The sequence below is a fragment of the Streptomyces sp. NPDC012637 genome (assembly GCF_042954805.1).
In the GTDB taxonomy this organism is placed as follows: domain Bacteria; phylum Actinomycetota; class Actinomycetes; order Streptomycetales; family Streptomycetaceae; genus Streptomyces.
Genome location: NZ_JBIBDS010000005.1, coordinates 326,450 through 345,639, shown reverse-complemented (window position 1 = coordinate 345,639; position 19,190 = coordinate 326,450). Strand labels below are relative to the sequence as shown.

The 19,190-nt window shown below is 72.1% G+C and carries 19 protein-coding genes; 2 read left to right on the top strand and 17 right to left on the bottom strand.

Annotation, left to right across the window (positions count from 1 at the left end):
* Position 1 precedes the first annotated feature (1 nt).
* The 6 genes from ACFY8W_RS21905 to ACFY8W_RS21880 form a co-directional block, all read right to left on the bottom strand.
* Complete coding sequence (locus tag ACFY8W_RS21905; protein WP_391107644.1) at positions 2 to 1,015, bottom strand: methionine synthase; 1,014 nt, start codon at positions 1,013 to 1,015, stop codon at positions 2 to 4.
* 250 nt (positions 1,016 to 1,265) lie between these two features.
* Positions 1,266 to 1,964 carry an SDR family oxidoreductase gene (locus ACFY8W_RS21900; protein ID WP_391107641.1) on the bottom strand — a complete coding sequence of 233 codons (699 nt, stop codon included), beginning with the start codon at positions 1,962 to 1,964 and terminating at the stop codon, positions 1,266 to 1,268.
* A gap of 15 nt (positions 1,965 to 1,979) precedes the next feature.
* Positions 1,980 to 2,456, bottom strand: a complete 477-nt coding sequence (locus ACFY8W_RS21895) for a hypothetical protein (protein ID WP_391107638.1) — start codon at positions 2,454 to 2,456, stop codon at positions 1,980 to 1,982.
* A 101-nt stretch (positions 2,457 to 2,557) separates the two neighbouring features.
* Positions 2,558 to 4,357, bottom strand: a complete 1,800-nt coding sequence (locus ACFY8W_RS21890; protein WP_391107635.1) for an alpha/beta hydrolase — start codon at positions 4,355 to 4,357, stop codon at positions 2,558 to 2,560.
* Entirely contained in the window at positions 4,354 to 4,773 is a 420-nt protein-coding gene (locus tag ACFY8W_RS21885; RefSeq protein ID WP_391107633.1) for a hypothetical protein, read from the bottom strand. The genes ACFY8W_RS21890 and ACFY8W_RS21885 overlap by 4 nt, the downstream gene beginning before the upstream one ends.
* A 184-nt stretch (positions 4,774 to 4,957) precedes the next feature.
* Positions 4,958 to 5,491 (bottom strand): TIGR00730 family Rossman fold protein, encoded by a 534-nt coding sequence (locus tag ACFY8W_RS21880; protein WP_391107631.1) that lies wholly within the window; start codon positions 5,489 to 5,491, stop codon positions 4,958 to 4,960.
* 120 nt (positions 5,492 to 5,611) lie between these two features.
* On the opposite strand from ACFY8W_RS21880, the gene ACFY8W_RS21875 reads away from it, so the two are divergent.
* Positions 5,612 to 6,427: an alpha/beta fold hydrolase gene (locus ACFY8W_RS21875; protein ID WP_391107628.1), complete on the top strand. Its 816-nt coding sequence runs from the start codon at positions 5,612 to 5,614 to the stop codon at positions 6,425 to 6,427.
* A 215-nt stretch (positions 6,428 to 6,642) separates the two neighbouring features.
* On the opposite strand, the gene mnmA is transcribed toward ACFY8W_RS21875, so the two are convergent.
* A complete protein-coding gene (gene mnmA / locus ACFY8W_RS21870) occupies positions 6,643 to 7,803 on the bottom strand; it encodes a tRNA 2-thiouridine(34) synthase MnmA (RefSeq protein ID WP_391107625.1) in 1,161 nt (386 codons plus the stop codon).
* Between the two features lie 60 nt (positions 7,804 to 7,863).
* On the opposite strand from mnmA, the gene ACFY8W_RS21865 reads away from it, so the two are divergent.
* The gene (locus tag ACFY8W_RS21865; RefSeq protein ID WP_391107622.1) at positions 7,864 to 8,604 is read left to right on the top strand and encodes an N-acetylmuramoyl-L-alanine amidase; all 741 of its coding nucleotides are present in this window, start codon (positions 7,864 to 7,866) and stop codon (positions 8,602 to 8,604) included.
* Between the two features lie 307 nt (positions 8,605 to 8,911).
* On the opposite strand, the gene ACFY8W_RS21860 is transcribed toward ACFY8W_RS21865, so the two are convergent.
* The 10 genes from ACFY8W_RS21860 to ACFY8W_RS21815 form a co-directional block, all read right to left on the bottom strand.
* Positions 8,912 to 10,075 (bottom strand): aminotransferase class V-fold PLP-dependent enzyme, encoded by a 1,164-nt coding sequence (locus ACFY8W_RS21860; RefSeq protein WP_391107619.1) that lies wholly within the window; start codon positions 10,073 to 10,075, stop codon positions 8,912 to 8,914.
* Positions 10,076 to 10,143: 68 nt separating this feature from the next.
* Complete coding sequence (locus ACFY8W_RS21855; RefSeq protein WP_391107616.1) at positions 10,144 to 10,341, bottom strand: hypothetical protein; 198 nt, start codon at positions 10,339 to 10,341, stop codon at positions 10,144 to 10,146.
* Positions 10,342 to 10,386: 45 nt separating this feature from the next.
* A complete protein-coding gene (locus ACFY8W_RS21850) occupies positions 10,387 to 11,244 on the bottom strand; it encodes an acyl-CoA thioesterase domain-containing protein (protein ID WP_391107613.1) in 858 nt (285 codons plus the stop codon).
* Between the two features lie 23 nt (positions 11,245 to 11,267).
* The gene (locus ACFY8W_RS21845) at positions 11,268 to 11,945 is read right to left on the bottom strand and encodes a TRIC cation channel family protein (protein WP_391107611.1); all 678 of its coding nucleotides are present in this window, start codon (positions 11,943 to 11,945) and stop codon (positions 11,268 to 11,270) included.
* A gap of 109 nt (positions 11,946 to 12,054) precedes the next feature.
* Positions 12,055 to 13,368, bottom strand: a complete 1,314-nt coding sequence (locus ACFY8W_RS21840; RefSeq protein ID WP_391107608.1) for an oligopeptide/dipeptide ABC transporter ATP-binding protein — start codon at positions 13,366 to 13,368, stop codon at positions 12,055 to 12,057.
* Entirely contained in the window at positions 13,365 to 14,357 is a 993-nt protein-coding gene (locus ACFY8W_RS21835; protein ID WP_391107605.1) for an oligopeptide/dipeptide ABC transporter ATP-binding protein, read from the bottom strand. Before ACFY8W_RS21835 ends, ACFY8W_RS21840 begins: the two co-directional genes overlap by 4 nt.
* 2 nt (positions 14,358 to 14,359) lie before the next feature.
* Positions 14,360 to 15,322: an ABC transporter permease subunit gene (locus tag ACFY8W_RS21830; RefSeq protein WP_391107602.1), complete on the bottom strand. Its 963-nt coding sequence runs from the start codon at positions 15,320 to 15,322 to the stop codon at positions 14,360 to 14,362.
* Entirely contained in the window at positions 15,322 to 16,326 is a 1,005-nt protein-coding gene (locus ACFY8W_RS21825; RefSeq protein WP_391107600.1) for an ABC transporter permease subunit, read from the bottom strand. Before ACFY8W_RS21825 ends, ACFY8W_RS21830 begins: the two co-directional genes overlap by 1 nt.
* Positions 16,327 to 16,419: 93 nt before the next feature.
* A complete protein-coding gene (locus tag ACFY8W_RS21820) occupies positions 16,420 to 18,090 on the bottom strand; it encodes an ABC transporter substrate-binding protein (RefSeq protein ID WP_391107598.1) in 1,671 nt (556 codons plus the stop codon).
* Positions 18,091 to 18,316: 226 nt separating this feature from the next.
* Positions 18,317 to 19,108 (bottom strand): enhanced serine sensitivity protein SseB C-terminal domain-containing protein, encoded by a 792-nt coding sequence (locus ACFY8W_RS21815; protein WP_391107595.1) that lies wholly within the window; start codon positions 19,106 to 19,108, stop codon positions 18,317 to 18,319.
* Positions 19,109 to 19,190 lie beyond the last annotated feature (82 nt).

Here is a 19,190-nt window from a genome sequence, read left to right as displayed (position 1 = left end):
GTCACTCTGGGTTGTCCGCGAGCGATCTCGCCGCCCGGGCGCAGTGCGCGAGCGCCTTGCGGGCGTACGCCGGCGAGGCACCCGCGAGACCACAGGTGGGAGTGACCACGACGGACTCGGCGAGAGTCCCCGGATTCAGCCCCAGCCTGCGCCACAGCGTCCTGACACCCATGACGCTACCTCCCGGGTCCGACAATGCCCCCGAGGCCGGGTCCGTGGACGGCACCACACCGGCGAAGAGCTTCGTCCCGGCCTCCACGGCCTCCCCGATCGGCTCCTCGTCACGCTCGGTGAGCAGGGAGAAGTCGAACGACACACCCGCGGCCCCGGCCCGCCGCAGCAGCCCGAAGGGCACGCCCGGCGCGCACGAGTGCACGACCACGGGCCCGTCGTGGACCGCGATCACGTCCCGCAGCGCGCTCTCCACGACCTGCCGGTCCACGGCCCGGTGAGTGCGGTAGCCGCTGGCCGTGCGGACCTGGCCGAGCAGGACCGCGGTCAGCGAGGGCTCGTCCAGCTGGAGCACGATCCGGGCGCCGGGCACGCGCTTGCCGAGCTCGGCGAGGTGCTGCCGCAGCCCCTCGGCGAGCGAACCGGCCAGGTCGCGGCAGGCCCCCGGGTCACTGAGCGCCGCCTCGCCGCCGCGCAGCTCCAGCGCCGCGGCCAGTGTCCACGGCCCCACGGCCTGCACCTTCAGCGCGCCCTCGTACCCCTGGGTGAACTCCTCCAGGGCGTCCAGGTCCTCCCCGAGCCACGACCGGGCCCGCCGGGTGTCCCGTCCGGGCCGTTCGCTGATCCGCCAGCCGCTCGGCTCCACGTGCGCGTACAGCTCGACGAGCATCCCGGCGGTCCGCCCGATCATGTCCGCGCCGGGCCCGCGGGCGGGCAGCTCCGCGAGGTACGGGAAGTCCTCGAAGGACCCGGTCACGGTCTTGGCGGCCTCCCGGGCGTCGCCGCCGGGCATGGACCCGACGCCGGTGGCGGGGCCCCAGGGAAAGTCGTTCTTCTCGCTCACTCCCGCAGGGTACGTGCCGGGCGCTCGAGGACGGCGCGGGTGGCGGCGGTGACGGCGTGAGGGGGGCGACGGGGCTACCGGACGACGGGGCGCGGGGCGACGGGGCGCGGGGCGTCAGAACGACGGGGCGCGGGGCGACGGGACGACTGGGCATCTGGACGACGGGGCGACGGGGCGACGGGGCCGAGAGCGCGGGAAGTCGCCGCCCCGACCCCCGTCATCGCGCAGTCATTGCGCCGTCATCGCGCCGTCAGCGCCCCGGCCGCACAGTCAGGTCGTTGACCTCGGCGTCGCGCGGCAGGTCGATCGCCATGACGATGGCCGTCGCCACCGACTCGGGGTCGATCCACTTCTCGGGGTCGTACTCCTTGCCCTCCTGCTGGTGCACCTTCGCCTGCATGGGGCTGGCGGTCCGCCCCGGGTAGACGGACGTGACCCGCACGCCGTTGCCGTGCTCCTCGTGGCGCAGCGAGTCGGCGAGTGCCTTGAGCCCGTGCTTGGAGGCGGCGTACGCGCTCCACTCGGCGTGCGCGTTGAGCCCGGCGCCCGAGTTGACGAAGAGCACGTGGCCCTTGGAGACCCGGAGTTGGGGCAGGAAGTGCCGGGTCAGTTCGGCGGGGGCGATCAGGTTGACGTTGAGCTGGTGGTGCCAGGTCTTCGGCGTCAGCTCGCCGACCGGGCCGAGGTCGACGACGCCCGCGACGTGCAGGAGCGTGTCGACCCGCTCGGGCAGCGACTGGTGCGAGAAGGCCCAGGACAGCCGGTCCGGGTCCGCCAGGTCCCCGACGAGCGTCCGGGCGCCGGGAAACTCCGCCGCCAGCTCCTTGGCCCGGCCGGCATCGCGCGCGTGCAGCACGAGCTCGTCCCCGCGGGCGTGCAGCCGCCGCGCGACGGCCGCGCCGATGCCGGAGCCGGCTCCGGTGATCACATGAGTAGCCATGGGGACCATGGTCTCACCGCCGGGTCAGGAGGAGGGGGTGGGCGAGGGCAGGGGCGCGGTGGCGGACCAGAAGTCGGAGCGGACGTTGGGGGTGGGGATCTGGCCGAGGGGGTAGGTGGGGCCGTTGGGCTTGCTGGTCGGCTCGGCGACTTCGGACTTCTCGACGCACGGGGTGACGACCTCGAAGAACGCCTGCCCCTTGTGTCCGATGAGGACACGGATCTGGAAGCCGTCGGATGAGACGGCGTAGATGGCCGGCATCTCCTTGTCCGGCCTGACGCTCTTGATCCTGTAGTCGCTCTCTTCCCAGTGCCGTTGGACCACGCCGAGGAAGTTACCTCGCCGCTGTTCGGAGATGAGCGTCATCACGGTGCGCCGCCGGGACAGGTCGCAGCTCCTGGCCGTCGTCGTGTCATGGACCCAGACGATCTCGGGAGCGACCGACTTCATGGTCGCGTCGAGCATCGCGTCCGCCCGGTCCGCCGCTTCCTGCATGTTCATGTCTGCCGTGCCCCCTCCGCCGTCCTGCATTCCGCATCCCGCCAGCACCACGCTCGCCAGGAGCATGGGTAGGGCAAACCGCATCCGCCGTCCTCGCCGGTTCACCGGTACTCCTCCGTGCTGATCTTCTCGGGCTTCCCGCCCACGATGAAGGCGATGTTGTCGGCGGACTCCTGGTCCTTGGTCGGCGTGAAGTACTGGGAGTGGGCCTTGGTGCCTCCCAGTTCCAGGACCGGGTGGGGTCCGTCGTCGACCTTGAAGCGCTGGGCTCCGAACGCCTCGCTCGCCGGATCCTTGCCGAAGTAGATGTCGTCGTCGCCCCAGTCGAAGACGTCCCCGTAGACCAACGAGCCGATCGGTCCGGCGAGTGCCACCTCGTCCTTCGTGGGCAGGTGGGTGACGGGGTCGTTCTCCGCGGAACCCACGAAGACATGGTTCTTGCCGACCCCCAGGTCCTGCGCCTTGTCGACACCGACGCCCGGGCTGCCGAGCAGGATGACGTCGTCGACGCCCGGAATTCCACCGGACTGCTTGGCTGCCGTGCCCACGGTGAGCGAACCGTAGGAGTGGCCGATGGCCGTCAAGTGGGGGTCGCCGTTCGTGTTGGTCGCCGCGAGCCCCGCCATGAACTGGTTGTACGCGGGGGCTCCCTTATCCGCATTGGCAGTGGACATGACCGTGACGAGGTTCGGGGCGTCGTATCCCAGCCAGACGATCGCCGCACTGGACGGATCCACTTGCCGCGCCCCGAGCGCCGTGTCCTGAGCGCGAATCATCGTGTCCTCGACGAACTCGTCGTCGAGCTTGGTCCCCAGACCCGGTACGTACGCGGACACGTTCTTCGACGTGTCCGGGTTCCCGTACGCCACGATCGCGCGCCCGTTGCCTTCGTCCCCGACGCCCAGCAGGAACATCGGTGGATCGCTCGGCTTGTTCAGCTTGTCCTGGATCATGCGGAGGGCGTCGAGCTTCGTCTCCGCGTCGTCGCCGCCCTTGTGCGCCAGGTCGTCGATCAGCAGCGGCAGGTACCGCCGGTTCGCCTCGTCCCGTGCGACCGCCGGGATGCCGTCCACGCCGCCGATCAGGTCCGGCGCGATGTCGAGGTACTCGCGGCGCTGTTCCTCGCTCAGGCCGTCCCACCAGGCCTTGTACTCGGCCGGGCTCTTGTCCTGCGGCATGGCCTCGTAGAGGTGCTTGCCGGCGGCCGACCGTACGGCCGCCGTGTCCCCGGCGACGTCCTTCAGCGTGGCCGCGGTGACGTCGAGGCCCTTCTCCGCCTTGAGGCCGTTCAGGGTCTTCGCGTAACGGACGTCGATCTCGGACGCGGACCGCAGGGCCCTGGCCACTCGGTCGGCCACGTCCTGTGCCTTCGCCGCGTTCGGGTTGAGCGGCTTGAAGCCCGAGTAGCCCGGGTACAGCGGCGACTGGCCCTTGGGGCCGAAGCCCGGCGGTTCCAGCGGCAGGCGGGCGCTGCCCTGCACCGTGCCACCCGGCGCCTCCTTCTTCGCGCCGGCCAGGTCCTCGACCTCGGCCGCCGGATAGCTCACCGATCCGTCGGCGTGGACGGTGAGGTTCAGGGCGGCGGCGTCCGCGAGGGCCTGCTTCAACTGGGTCTGCGGCTCGGCCAGGTCGCCGGCCAGGCCGTTGAGCGTCGTACGGACGAGCCCGCACTCGCTGTGCAGGTACTGGAAGTTCCGGCTGAGCCGCTGGAGCCGGCCGACGGCCGCCGCCGCGGACTCGCTCTCCTGGGTCTCGCGGAGCTTCGCGGACATCGCCCGGTCGACCCGTGTCCGGTCGGAGTCCGAGCGGCCGGAGACCTGGTGCCAGGCGTCGCCCGCCTGCTCGAACTCGGAGAGCTTCAGGTCGCGGAGCTGCTGCCAGGTGAGGGTGCCCGCCGTCATCGCTTGGTCTCCGGCTTCCCGTGGACCTTGGCGAACTCGTTCCGGACCCCGATGTCGGTCTCGCCCATCTCCTTGGCGACCTTCTGCAGGGCGCCCTGGAGCGCGTCGCACTCGTCGCGTACGGCCGCGAGACGCTCCTCCCAGGACGTGCGTACGGCCGCGAGCGCGGCGACGGCGGTCAGTCCCGCGCCGCCCGTCGTCACCCCCTCGTGGCCGGGGCCGAGGGCGGTCCGGCTCGTCTCCGAACCGGTGCGCAGATCGCCCGCCGTGCCGGCCGCGCTGGTCCAGGGGCCGCCGGTGTGCTTGAGGTTCCCCGGGCCGGAGGCACCGGGTTCGGGAGCCGTGGAGGCGAGGGTCATCCGGGCGTCGCCTTCGAGCGGGCCGAAAACCTCCTGCCAGCGCTGTGAATACGACATGGTCCCCCGTTCCCCCTCGTCCGCGACGTCCGCCGCCCGGAGAGATTAGCGAAACAGGATCACCCGAACGCAACCGCGAAGGGGATCCTCGAGCAGGAAAGGTCCCAACGCCATAGCACCCGCGCTGAGCAGGGCACAAGGGCTGCCCTGCTCAGCTCACGCGGCCCCCGGACCGTTCGCTGACTCAAACCGCGTAGGACTCCAGGAAGGCGAGCGCCTCCGCGCCGTCCTCCGCGAAGAAGACGAGGTCCGAGAGCGGGACGGGCAGGAAGCCCTCCTCTTCCATGCGGCGGAACTGGGTCTTCAAGCCGTCGTAGAAGCCGGCCGTGTTGAGCAGGACGACGGGCTTGGTGTGGTGGCCGTGCTTCTTCAGCTCCAGGATCTCGGTGGCCTCGTCGAGCGTGCCGGTGCCGCCGACCATGATCACGACCGCGTCGGACTTGGCGAGGAGGACGGCCTTGCGCTCGGCGAGGTCCTTGGTGACGACCATTTCGTCCGCGACCGGGCGGGTCTTGGCCGCGAGGAAGTCCACCGAGACGCCGACGAGGCGTCCGCCCGCCTCCTCGACGCCGTCCGCGACGACCTTCATCAGGCCGACGTCGGAGCCGCCCCAGACCAGGGTGTGGCCGGCCTTGCCGAGGCGGGCGGCGAAGTCGCGGGCGGGGGCCGTGTAGCGCTCGTCGAGGTCGGCGGCGGAGAGGAAGACGCAGATGTTCATGGGCTCCACGGTAGGGCCTGGCCGGGTGTCGCCCGCCGGTCGACCACCGACGCCCGGAACTTTCCCCGAAGTTCCCTCCGGGAGCGATGAGTTCCGCGCCCGGCTCCGGTCTGCCCTTCCATGGACGAGGAGAAGACGACGGTGTGCGCGGCCCGCGGCCTGGTCAGGTCGCCGGACGGGACGCGGATCGCCTACGAGCGGTACGGGGACGGGGACGGGACTCCGGTGATCCTGGTGAGCGGGGCGCTGGGCACTGCCGGGAGCGAGCGGGTGCTCGCCGGGCTGCTCGCGCGGCGGTTCCCGGTCGTGGCGTACGACCGGCGCGGCCGCGGCGCGAGCGGGGACAACGGGCCGTACGCGGTGGAGCGGGAGATCGCCGATCTGGCGGCGCTCGTCGACGCCGTGGGCGGCACTGCGGGCACGGCCGCGGTGCACGGCACCGCCTGCGGCGGTGCGCTGGCGCTCGCCGCCGCGGCGGCCGGGGTGCCGGTCGGGCCGGTGTCGGTGTACGAGCCGCCGTACGGCTCCGAGGCGGCGGAACGGCGCGGCCGGGTGCGGGCGCTGCTCGACCGGGGCCGGCGGGGCGAGGCGCTCGACCTGCTGCTCGGCGAAGGCGCCGGTGTGCCCGCGCAACCCCGGCCCGTCCTGGAGGCGTTGACGCACACCCTCGCGTACGACGACGCGGTCGTGGGCGACGGCTCCGTGCCCGCCGCCCGTCTGGGCCGGGTCCACGCGCGCGTGCTGGTGGTCGACGGCGGGGCGAGCCCCTCGTGGACGCGTCGGGTGGCCCGTACGGTCGCGGCGGCGGTCCCGCGCGGCCGGCACCGCACGCTGACCGGCCAGACCCACCAGGTGGCGCCGCACGTCCTGGCGCCGGTCATCGAGGACTTCCTGGAGGACTGCCTGGCGGACGAGGCGGCGGCGACGGGCACCTGAGGCGCCGCCGGGACCCCGGCCTGCTCAGTCGGCTCCGGTCGGGGCAGTCGGCCCGGACGGCTCAGGCAGACCCATGCCTCCGGCCGGCCCAGACCGACTCCGGGGTCGACTCAGGACAGGCCCAGGCCGACTTCGGGGTCGGTTCAGGACCGACTCAAGCCCACTCCAGCCATCCCAGGCCGGCTCCCCCGGCACAGGCGCCCACTCCGGTCGGCTCAGGCCGGCTGCTGTTCCTCCGCCGGGCGCCGGGCCGTCGTCGCGATCGTCGCGGAGCCGACCACGCGGGTGCCGTCGTAGAGCACGATCGCCTGGCCCGGGGCCACGCCCCGGACCGGCTCGTCGAAGGTGACGGTCAGCTCGCCGTCCTCCAGCGCCGCGCTCACCGGCGTCTCGCCGCCGTGGGCGCGCAGCTGGGCGGTGTAGCGGCCGGGGCCCTCGGGAGCGGTGCCGCACCAGCGGGGCTTGATCGCGGTGAGGCCGGTGACGTCCAGGGCCTCGGCGGGGCCGACGGTGACGGTGTTGTTCACGGGCGAGATGTCGAGCACGTAGCGCGGCTTGCCGTCCGGGGCCGGGTGCCCGATCCGCAGGCCCTTGCGCTGGCCGATGGTGAAGCCGTACGCACCCTGGTGGGTGCCCACCTTCGCCCCGGACTCGTCGACGATGTCGCCCTCCGCCGTGCCCAGGTGGGAGGCGAGGAAGCCCTGCGTGTCGCCGTCGGCGATGAAGCAGATGTCGTGGCTGTCGGGCTTCTTCGCGACCGCGAGGCCGCGTCGCTCCGCCTCCGCGCGGATCTCGTCCTTGGTGGTGAGGGTGTCGCCGAGCGGGAACATCGCGTGGGCGAGCTGCTTCTCGTCGAGGACGCCGAGCACGTACGACTGGTCCTTGGCCATGTCGGACGCGCGGTGCAGCTCGCGGCTGCCGTCCTTGTTGAGGACGACGGTCGCGTAGTGGCCGGTGCACACGGCGTCGAAGCCGAGGGCGAGCGCCTTGTCGAGGAGCGCCGCGAACTTGATCTTCTCGTTGCAGCGCAGGCACGGGTTGGGCGTGCGGCCCGCCTCGTACTCCGCGACGAAGTCCGCGACCACGTCCTCGCGGAAGCGCTCGGCGAGGTCCCACACGTAGAACGGGATGCCGATGACGTCGGCGGCCCGCCGGGCGTCGCGCGAGTCCTCGATGGTGCAGCAGCCCCGCGCGCCGGTGCGGAAGGACTGCGGGTTCGCGGAGAGGGCCAGGTGCACACCGGTGACGTCGTGGCCGGCCTCGACGGCACGGGCGGCGGCGACGGCCGAGTCCACTCCGCCGGACATGGCGGCGAGGACCCGGAGCGGGCGGGTGGGGGTGCTCTGCGACGGAGTCTGCGGCGGGGTCTGAGTCATAGCCCTACCAGGGTACGGGGCCGGGGAACCGTGGTCGCCCGGGTAAGCGTTCTCGATCACATGGGGAACATGGGGAGCGGCGGGGCTGGGAAGAAGACGGCCCGTAAGAAGGGCTCGGGGAAGGCTGCCGGGAAGGGTGCGGGCAAGGGCGCCGGGGACAAAGGGCCCTCGCGACGCGCCGTCCTGCTCGGCGGCACCGTCGCCGTCGCCGGTGCGGCCGTCTTCGCGCGGGACGAGCTGGCGCGCTTCTGGTGGCGTCTGCCCGGCATGGAGAAGAAGCGGGTCGAGGGCGAGCTCGACCACAAGGGCGCGGAGTGGACGGCGGCCTCGCGGGCGAACCTGCGGCGGGCCGACCGCCCGGACGACTACGCCGTCGACCGGGTCGTCATCCATGTCGTGCAGGGCAGCTACCGGTCCGCCGTGAAGGTCTTCAAGGACCCCGCGCACGGGGCCGCCGCGCACTACGTGGTCCGCAAGGACGGGCACGTCGCGCAGATGATCAGGGAGCTCGACGTGGCCTTCCACGCCGGGAACCGGGACATGAACGAGCGCAGCATCGGCATCGAGCACGAGGGCTTCGTCGACCGCCCGCAGGACTTCACGCGGGCGATGTACGAGGGCTCGGCCCGGCTCACGGCCGACATCTGCGCCCGGTACGGCATCCCCGTGGACCGGGAGCACATCATCGGCCACGTGGAGGTCCCGGGCACGGACCACACGGACCCGGGCCCGCACTGGGACTGGGACCGCTACATGGCGCTCGTACGGAAGGAGCGCGCGAAGCTCCCGTCCGGCGGGTGAGACCTGCGGCCACCGGCCCCGCCCGACGCCCACCCGCGTGGGCCGGTGCGCCCGACGCCCACCCGCGGGGCGGTTGCGCCCGACGCCCACCGGCTGAGGCCGGTGGTCCCACGCTCACCCGCTGGGGCCGGCGAGCCCCACGCCCACCCGCGGGGGCCGGTGGCGGTCGGGCGGACGGCCGGGCCTCACCTCACGGCAGCCGTCAGGGCGGGCACGGCAGCCGTCAGGGCGGGCACGCCGGCCGTCAGGGCGGGCGCGCCGGCCGTCAGGGCGGGTGCGCCGGCCGTCAGGGCGGGTGCGCCGGCCGTCAGCTGAGGCCCGCGCTGCGGGCCCGCTCCACGGCCGGGCCGATGGCCTCGGCGACCGCCGCGACGTCCTCCTTGGTGGAGGTGTGGCCGAGGCTGAAGCGGAGGGTGCCGCGGGCCAGGTCCGGGTCGGCGCCGGTGGCGAGCAGGACGTGGCTGGGCTGGGCGATGCCGGCGGTGCAGGCCGAGCCGGTGGAGCACTCGATGCCGGCGGCGTCCAGGAGCAGCAGCAGGGAGTCGCCCTCGCAGCCGGGGAAGGTGAAGTGGGCGTTGGCGGGCAGCCGGTCGACCGGGTCGCCGCCGAGGATCGCGTCGGGGACGGCGGCGCGGACGGCGGCGACGAGCTCGTCGCGCAGGGCGCCGACGCCGGTCGCGAACTCCTCGCGGCCCTCGGCGGCGAGCCGCCCGGCCACGGCGAACGCGGCGACGGCGGGCACGTCGAGGGTGCCGGAGCGTACGTGCCGCTCCTGGCCGCCGCCGTGCAGGACGGGTACGGGGGTGTGCTCGCGGCCGAGGAGCAGGGCGCCGATGCCGTACGGGCCGCCGATCTTGTGGCCGGAGACGGTCATGGCGGCCAGCCCCGAGGCGGCGAAGTCGACCGGAACCTGACCGAAGGCCTGCACCGCGTCGGCGTGCAGGGGCACGTCGAACTCGGCTGCGACATCGGCGAGTTCGCGGACCGGCATGATCGTGCCGATCTCGTTGTTGGCCCACATGACGGTGGCGAGGGCGACGGAGCCGGGATCGCGGGCGATGGCCTCGCGCAGGGCCTCGGGGTGGACCCGGCCGTACGTGTCGACCGGCAGGTATTCGACGGTGGCGCCCTCGTGCGTGGCGAGCCAGTCGACGGCGTCGAGGACGGCGTGGTGCTCGACGGGGCTGGCGAGGACCCGGGTGCGGCGCGGGTCGGCGGCGAGCCGTGACCAGTACAGGCCCTTCACTGCGAGGTTGTCGGCCTCCGTGCCGCCGGAGGTGAGGACGACCTCGCTGGGGCGGGCGCCGAGCGCCCCGGCGAGGGTCTCGCGGGCCTCCTCGACGGTCCGCCGCGCGCGGCGGCCGGCCGCGTGCAGCGAGGAGGCGTTGCCCGTGACGGCGAGCTGGGCGGTCATCGCCTCGATCGCCTCGGGAAGCATGGGCGTGGTCGCGGCGTGGTCGAGGTAAGCCATGGTGGGGACGATTCTACGAGGCGGTTCACGCGCCGGCCCCGGCCGGTCGGGCAGGCGGCCGGTTTGCGTCACCCCCGCCCGTGGAGCGCGACGGTCTCCGCGGCCACCGCGGCGAGGTAGCCCCTGGCGGCGGCCATGGCGAGGACCTCGAGGCCGGCGCCCATGGCGAGCAGCGGACGGAGTGCGCCGAGCTCGGCGACGGCGAGTTCGACGGTGGTCCATTCGGCCTCGGCCCTGGGCGGTGACAGCAGCCGGTCGGACTTCACCGCGCCACGCTAGCGGCCGTGCGGGGGCCGGGGCCCGTCCGCGGATCAGTCGCGCGGGGCGCGGGCCAGCTGGCGGGACTGGGCGACCAGTCGGCCGGCGCTGTCCCAGACCTCGGCGTCCTCCTCCAGGAAGCCGCCCGCGAGGTTGCGGGTGGTGATGGAGACGCGCAGCGGGCCGGGGGCCGGGCGGCAGCGGACGTGGGTGGTGAGCTCGACGGTGGGGGTCCAGCCCTTGAGGCCCAGCTCGAAGGAGGTCGGCGGGAGCGCGTCGACGGCGAGGAGCAGGGAGAACGGGTCGGGCTGGCGGCCGTCGGCGAGGCCGAACCAGGCGCGCATCTCGCCCTTGCCGGAGGGCGCCCCGACGGCCCAGCCGACGCAGGCGGGGTCGATGCGGAGGTCGAGCCGGTCGGCGATGGCGGAGGAGCCGGGGATCCGCGGGGCCGGGTTGTCGGCGGCGCTGAAGCACTGCTCGACGGGGGCGAACGCGGGCGGGGTCGCGGTGGTGCGGACGTCGTCCGTGAGGGCGTCGAGGTCGCCGTACGAGGCCAGGACGCGGATCCGCTCGACCTCGGTGCCGTCCTCGGCGTACTGGAAGAGGGAGGCCGTGCCGGTGGAGAGCGTGCGGCCGGTGCGGACGGTCTCGGTGCGGATCACCGCCGGGCCGGGCACGGACGGCGTGAGGTAGTGCGCCGAGATCGTGAACGGGTCCGGGTGCGGCAGGTGGTCGCCGAGCGCGCGGCCGAGGAGAGCGAGGAGGTAGCCGCCGTTGACGGCGTGGATGATCGTCCAGCCGGCGGAGAGTTCGGCGTCGTAGACGCCGGGCTCGCGGAGGGTGACGGCGGTGTCGCGGTCGAACTCGCTCGTGGCGGCGGCGCTCGACGTCTCGATGCTGCTCGTGCTCATATCAGCGACGGTACAGGATTCAGCTACTGAGCGGTAGCTTTTTCGGGTTCCTCACGGGCGGACGAGCGCCGGTTCCAGGCACGCGGCGCGCGCCAGTGGTAGCGCATCGCGAGCAGCCGCAGCAGGAAGGCGGCGAGCACGGCCGTCGCACTGGTGTACGCGTTGAGCACGTCGAAGCGGATGCACAGCACGACCATCGTCGCGCCCACGATCGCCGGCACGGCGTACAGGTCCCGGTCCCAGCGCAGCAGCGACGGCACCTCGTTGGCGAGCACGTCGCGCAGTACACCGCCGCCGACGGCCGTGGCGAGGCCGAGCGCGGCGGAGGAGGTGAGGCCGAGGCCGTAGTCGTACGCCTTGGTCGTGCCGGTGACGCAGAACAGTCCGAGGCCGGCGGCGTCGAAGACGTTGACCGCGGTCTGGGTGCGTTCGACCTGCGGGTGGAGGAAGAAGACGAGCACGGTCGCGACCAGCGGCATGAGGAAGTAGCCGAGATCGGTGAACGCGGCCGGGGGCACGGCCCCGATGATCAGGTCGCGCAAGAGCCCGCCGCCGAGCGCCGTGACCTCGGCGAGGACGGCGATGCCGAAGACGTCGAAGTTCTTGCGGACGGCGAGCAGGGCGCCGGAGATGGCGAAGACGAAGATGCCGACCAGGTCCAGGGCGTGCTGGACGGACGGATTGAACAGATCGTGGAGCACCGAACCATTGTCCCGGTTCGGAGCCCCCGGCTCGCGCCCCCCGTGGCGGGCACGGCGCCGGCACGGGTGAGGCCCCGCTGCCGGACGGCAGCGGGGCCTCACTCACGCGTCACGCCTTGGGCGCGTCGTCCACCTTCGCGTCGGCGGGCTCGGAGTCCGCCACCACGTCGGCGGGCTCGGAGTCCGCCACCACGTCGGCGGGCTCGGGGTCCGCCACCGCGTCGGCGGGCTCGGAGCCCTCGACCGCGTCGGCGGGCTCGGGGTCCGCCACCGCGTCGGCGGGCTCCGCGGCGTCCGTCGGCTCGGTGTCCTCCACCGGTTCGGCGTCCGCCCGCTCCCCCGTCGCCTGCGCCGGGATCTCTGCCGGGGCGTCGGCGGGCGTCTCCTCGGCGGAGGCGGGAGCGGAGGACTCCTCGCCCCCGCGGGTGATCGTGCCCTCGGCGATCTCGCGGGCGAAGTGGCAGGCCACCTTGTGGCCGTCGCCGAGGTCCGTCAGCTCCGGACGCTCCGTCGCGCAGCGCGTGGCCTGGGCCCACGGGCAGCGGGTGTGGAAGCGGCAGCCGGCCGGCGGGTTGGCCGGGGACGGGAGGTCGCCGTGGAGCAGGATGCGCTCGCGGCGTTCCTCGACCTCGGGGTCCGGGACCGGCACCGCGGACATCAGGGCCTTGGTGTACGGGTGCATGGGCTCCGCGTACAGCGCGTCGCTCGGCGCCTCCTCGACCAGCGAGCCGAGGTACATCACGCCGATGACGTCCGAGATGTGCCGCACCACGGCGAGGTCGTGGGCGATGACCAGGTAGGTCAGGCCCATCGACTCCTGGAGCTCCTCCAGGAGGTTGATGACCTGGGCCTGGATGGAGACGTCGAGCGCCGACACCGGCTCGTCGCAGATGATGACGTCCGGTTCGAGCACCAGGGCCCGCGCGATGCCGATGCGCTGGCGCTGGCCGCCGGAGAACTCGTGCGGGTAGCGGGAGAGGGCGTTGGCGGGCAGGCCCACCTTCGCCAGGATCTCCTTGATCTTCTCCCGGCGCTCGTCCTGGTTCGCGCCGATCCCGTGGGCGGCCATGCCCTCGCTCAGGATCGACTCGATGTTCTGCCGCGGGTTGAGGCTGCCCAGCGGGTCCTGGAAGACCATCTGGAGCCGGCGGCGGAAGGAGCGCAGCTCCTTCTCGGAGAGCTTGGCCACGTCGGTGCCGTCGAGCACCACCGAGCCGTCGGTGACGTCGACCAGGCGCAGCACCGCGCGCCCGAGGGTCGTCTTGCCGCAGCCCGACTCGCCGACCAGGCCGTAGGTCTGGCCCGCCTCGACCGACAGCGAGACGCCGTCGACGGCGTAGACGTGCCCCACCGTGCGGTCGAAGAGGATGCCCTTCCTGACGGGGAAGTGGACCTTCACTCCGTCGAGTTCCAGCAGGCTCATGCCGGGACCTCCGTGGTGGCCAGGACCGGGTTGACGCAGCGGGCGCGGTGTCCGGCCTCACGCGGTTCGGTCAGTGCGGGCGTGCCGGTGAGGCAGTCCATCTCGTACCGGTCGCACCGCGGCGCGAAGGCGCAGCCCTCGGCCCAGGCGATCTGGTCGTTGATGGACCCGCGGATGGGGTGCAGCGGCTCGCCGCGCGGGGCGTCGAGCCGGGGGATGGAGCCGAGCAGCCCGTGGGTGTACGGGTGCGTCGGGTGGGCGAACAGCTCGCGGCGGGCGGCGGATTCGACGACCTTGCCCGCGTAGAGCACGTTCACCTGGTCGCACAGGCCGGCGACGACACCCAGGTCGTGGGTGATCATCAGCAGCGCGGTGCCCTCCTGGTCGACCAGTTCCTTGAGGAGTTCGAGGATCTGGGCCTGGATGGTGACGTCGAGCGCGGTCGTCGGCTCGTCGGCGATGAGCAGGCGCGGGGCGCAGGCCACCGCCATGGCGATGAGCGCGCGCTGCCGCATGCCGCCGGACAGCTGGTGCGGGAACTCCTTGAGCCGCCGGTTCGGGTCGGGGATGCCGACCCGGTCGAGCAGGTGGGCGGCCTCCTTGCGGGCTGCCTCGCCCTTCAGGCCCCGGTGGCGCTGGAGGATCTCGGTGACCTGGACGCCGATGGGGACGACCGGGTTCAGCGAGGACAGCGGGTCCTGGAAGATCATCGCCAGGTCACGGCCGCGCATGTCGCGCATCTTGCCGGGGCTGAGCGTGAGCAGGTCCGTGCCGTCGAAGTCGGCGCGCCCGCCGAGCGTGACGCCCTTGGCCGGGAGGAGGCCCATGAGGGCGAGCGAGGTCACGGACTTGCCGCAGCCCGACTCGCCGACGAGGCCGACGACCTGGCCCTGGTCGACGCTGAAGGAGACGCCGTTGACCGCCCGGACGTCCTTGCGGCCGCGGCCGCCGAAGGTGACGGTGAGTTCGTCCACGGTGAGCAGTGGCATGACTAACCTCGCAGCTTCGGGTCGAGCGCTTCGCGCATGGCCTCGCCGAGCAGGGTGAAGCCGAGGGCCGTGATGATGATGCCGACCGCCGGGTACACGGACATCATCGGCGCGTTGTCGAAGAACCGCTGCGCCGAGGAGAGCATCACGCCCCACTCCGGGACCGCGGGGTCGGGGTTGCCGAGGCCGAGGTAGGACAGCGCGGCCGCCTCGATGATGGCGGTGGCGAGGCTGAGCGTGGCCTGGACGATCACCGGGCTCAGCGAGTTCGGCATGATCTGGGTGAGCACGATGCGCCGCTTGCGGATGCCGAGGGAGCGGGCCGCGAGCACGTAGTCGCTGCGGCCCTGGGCGAGCATCGAGCCGCGCAGCAGGCGGGCGAAGATCGGCACCTGCACCACGCCGACGGCGATCATCACGGTGGTCAGGGACTGGCCCATCACGGCGGCGATGGACACGGCGAGGAGCAGCGAGGGCAGCGCCAGCATGATGTCGGTGACGCGCATGATGAAGGAGTCGATGCGCTGGCCGGCGCGCCCGCCGAGGGTGGCTGCCGCGCCGGAGACCGCGCCGATGACCGCGCCCGCGACCAGGCCGATGAGCATGGAGACGACGCCGACGAGCAGCGTCTGCCGGGCGCCCACGAGGAAGCGGGAGAACAGGTCGCGGCCCAGGTGGTCGAGACCGAACCAGTTGTCGGCGCGCGCGCCGACGAACTTGCCCTGGTTGGGGAAGACCTCGCCGCGCCAGGTCTGCTCGACCGGCCCGTACGGGGCGACCCAGGGGCCGACGACCGCGACGACCACGAAGAGGGCGATCACGACGGCGCCGATGACGGCCATCTTGCTGGCGCGCAGCCGGCGCAGTGCCTCGCGCCAGAGGCTGGCCCCAGTCGAGTGCTCGGTCTTCGCCGTGAGTTCGGCGAGCCGGTCGATCTTCGACGTGTTGGTGGATATCAGGCTCATCAGTGCACCCGCACCCTCGGATCGATGACGCTGTACAGGAGATCGACCAGCAGGTTGATCAGGACGTACACCATCGCGATGAACATGATGAAGCCGACGAGCACCGGGTAGTCACGGGCGTCGATGGCGGTACGGATGAACTGGCCGATGCCGCCGAACGAGAAGACGGACTCGGTGAGGACGGCGCCGGACAGCAGGCTTCCGGTGAGCAGGCCGACGGCGGTGACGACGGGCAGCATCGCGTTGCGCAGGATGTGCCGGCCGCGCACGACGCGGCGCTCCAGGCCCTTGGACTCGGCGGTGCGGACGTAGTCCTCGCCGAGGACCTCCAGGACGCTGGCGCGGGTCATGCGCACGATGACCGCGAGCGGGATGGAGGAGAGGGCGATCGCGGGCAGCACCAGGTGCGAGATCGCGTCCCAGCTGGCGTCGAACTCGCCGGTGAGCAGGCCGTCGAGGACGGCGAAGCCGGTCACGTTCGTAGCGTCGAGTCCGGTGGACTGACGGCCGAAGCTGGGGAAGACGCCGAGCTGGACGGCGAAGACGCCCTTGAGGAGCAGGGCGAGGAAGAAGACCGGGATGCAGATGCCGACCAGCGAGCCGGAGACGGAGGCCACGTCGATCCAGCCGCCGCGCTTGCGGGCCGCCAGATAGCCGAGCGGGATGCCGACGACGGTGGCGATGATCATGGCGGCGATGCCGAGTTCCACCGTGGCGGGGAAGCGCAGCACGAACTCGTCCCAGACCGGCTGTCCGGTCTGCACGGAGGTGCCGAGGTCGAGGTTGAACAGCCGCTTCAGGAAGCGTCCGTACTGGATGTAGACCGGCTGGTCGAGTCCCAGCGTGCGGTTGATACGTGCCACGTCGGCTTCGGTCGCCCGCTCGCCCAGGATCGCTGAGGCGGGTCCGCCGGGCAGTCGGTTCAGCCAGAGGAACAGCAGGACCGACAGGCCGAGCAGGGTGGGTATGAGCTGGAGAAGTCGTCGTACGACGAGTCGCAACACCCCGCGTGCCCCTTTCTTGCGTGGTTCGGGAGTCGGATGCGCGGACGCCCGGTCACGGAGGAACGCGTGACCGGGCGGACCGCTTACGGGGTGTTACTTGAAGGAGACCTCGGCGAAGCTCTCCTGCGTGAGCGGGGAGACGTTCGGCGGGTTGACGTTCTTGCCGAACGCGATGGCCGGCGGCGAGGACGTCAGCGGGAGACCCGGCAGGTAGTCCATGATCGCCTCGTTGGCGGCCTTGTACAGGTCCGTGCGCTTGGTCGGGTCGCCCTGGAGCGAGCCCGCCTTCACCGCGGTGAAGACCTTGTCGTCCTTGAAGCCCCACTGCTTGTCGGGCTCGGCGAACCAGGTGCCGATGAAGTTGTAGCCGTCGTTGAAGTCACCGGTCCAGCCCAGCATGTGCAGGGCGCAGGAGCCGGCCTCGACCGCGTCCAGGTAGTCCGGGTTCCACTTCAGCGGCTTCGGGGTGACCTTGATGCCGGCCTTCTCGAGGTCGGCCTTGATCAGCTCGAAGATGTCCTGCGGAGCGGGCATGTACGGGCGGGTGACCTCGGTCGGGTAGCACATCTCGATCGAGAGGTTGCTCGCGCCGGCGGAGGCGAGGAGCTGCTTGGCCTTGGCCGTGTCGAAGGGGTACTTCTTCACGTTCTCGGACCAGCCGGCGACCGTGTCGGGCATGAACTGGGTCGCGACCTTGCCGCCCGCGGGCAGCTGGGTCTTGACGATGTTCTCGCGGTCCACGGCGTGCGCGATGGCCTGGCGGACCTCGGGCTTCTGCAGCGCCGGGTTCTTCGTCTGCGTCATACCGAGGTAGAGCAGGTTGAAGACGTCACGGGTCGGCACCTTGAAGCCGGCGCTCTCCAGCGTCTTGATGTCGGCGGGCGCGACCAGGTCGTAGCCGTCGATGTCACCGGCCTGCAGCGCCTGACGGCGGCCGTCCTCGGTGTCGATCGTGCGGATGACCAGGTTCTTCACCTTGGCCTTGTCGCCCCAGTAGTCGTCGAAGCGGGTGAGGGCGACCTCCTTGTTGCCCTTGTTCCACTTCGTGATCTTGTACGGGCCGGTGCCGGCGACCGTGCCGGCCTCCTGGCTGTACTTGGGGTACGTGATGGCGTCGCCCTTGGCGCTCGCCTCCTGCTTCTCGTACTCCTTGATCGCCTTCGGCGAGTGGATCGCGAGGGCCTGGAGCGAGAAGCCGCCGGGCAGGTTGGCCGAGGGCTTGAGGACCTCGATGACCGCCGTGTTCTCGTCCTTCGCGGTGCAGGACTTGTAGTTCGGCGCGGGGGCTTCCTTGTCCTCGTTCTTCGCGAAGCCACCCATGATGTCCTGCCAGTAGGTGGAGATCGCGGAGGACTGGTAGGTGCCCTTCCAGTTGAACCAGTGGTCGTAGTTCGCGCAGACCGCGGCGGCGTTGAACGCCTCGCCGTCGTGGAACTTGACGCCCTTGCGCAGGTTGAACGTCCAGACCGTGCCCTCAGGGTTGCTGGACCACTTCTCGGCGAGACCGCCGACCAGCTTGCTGCCGCCGGACTCGTGCTCGAGCAGCGCCTCGAAGGCCTGCCGGGTGACGCGGAAGGTCTCGCCGTCCGCGGCGAGGGACGGGTCGAGAGAGGCCGGGTCGCCGGGAGCGCCGAAGACGAAGGTGTCCTTCGCTCCGTCCTTGTCCCCGTCCTTGCCCCGCTCGCTCGCGCAGCCGGTGGCGATGAGGCCGACCGCGAGGGCCGCCGTCAAAGCCCGGGCTGACCGGGACGTGAATATTCGCATGGGTCCACCCCTGGGTCGCCATGTGTGGTCGGTCTGACCGGCCGAACGCTACTGGCGAGTGACGCGGCAGAGAACAGTCCGCATAGCGGTGATATCAAGCTGAGACCCGGACAGTTGGCAAATCGGGCGGATGCGGGACATCGCAGCGTCGCCGTCCGAAAGCGGAGCCAAAACCTCAGCTCGGCAAGGCATTTCGGCAGGGTTTCCGCGATGTGTCGGCGACGGTTCAGCGGTGGTGCGCGGGCGGGTAGCCGTAGCCCGACTGGTGAGACGCGGCGCCCGGTCCCGCGGCATGCGCGTCACGGTCGTAGAAGGGGCGGGCGTGGGCGTACAGCCACATCGCGACCGGGTCGTACGTGTCGGACATGGCCACCGTGGAGACGGGCAGCCCGTCGGGGACGGCGGAGACCGTCTGGTGCATCATCGCCCGGACCGCCTCCACGGAGGCCGGCGAGGAGTCGTACAGGTCGAGGCCGATGGCGAGGTACGGGGAGCCCAGCGCGGGCTGCACCCAGGCGCGGCGCAGCGAGCGGACGGCCGGGGTGCGGTGGGCGTTCTGCGTGAGCAGGGCGTAGAACTGGGGGATCTCGACGGCGGGTTCGGACAGCCGCAGCGGTCCCGCGGGCATCCGGTCGAGGCCGGTGGCGATGCGGCGCAGGTCGGCCCACGGGATGCCGACGCCGCCGCCGGGCGCGTGCGGGTTGAGCCAGATGCCCCAGCGGTCGGGGTAGAGGGCGCGGGCGATCTCGAGGCCGGTGACGAGCTCGTGGGCGCGGTTCCAGCCGGAGGCGGCCAGCTCCTGGGCGGAGGTGACGCACGGCGCGTAGCCGTAGCCGTCGACCTCCATGTTGCCGTACTGGGCGTCGGGCGAGCCGGGTGCGCCCTGCCAGAGCAGCATCCACACCTCGGAGCCGGCGAGGGCGTGCAGCAGCTGCTCGTAGGCGTCATGACGCCCGGGTGCCACCTGGCGCAGCATGTGCTCGACCTGTCCGGTCGCAGCGGTGCCTGACGCGCTCACCGTGGGTCCCGCCCCTCTTTCGTACGGCTCGGCTCGTGGATCGGTTCAGCTTGGTGTCCGGCCGGAGGTCCGGCTCGGGGTT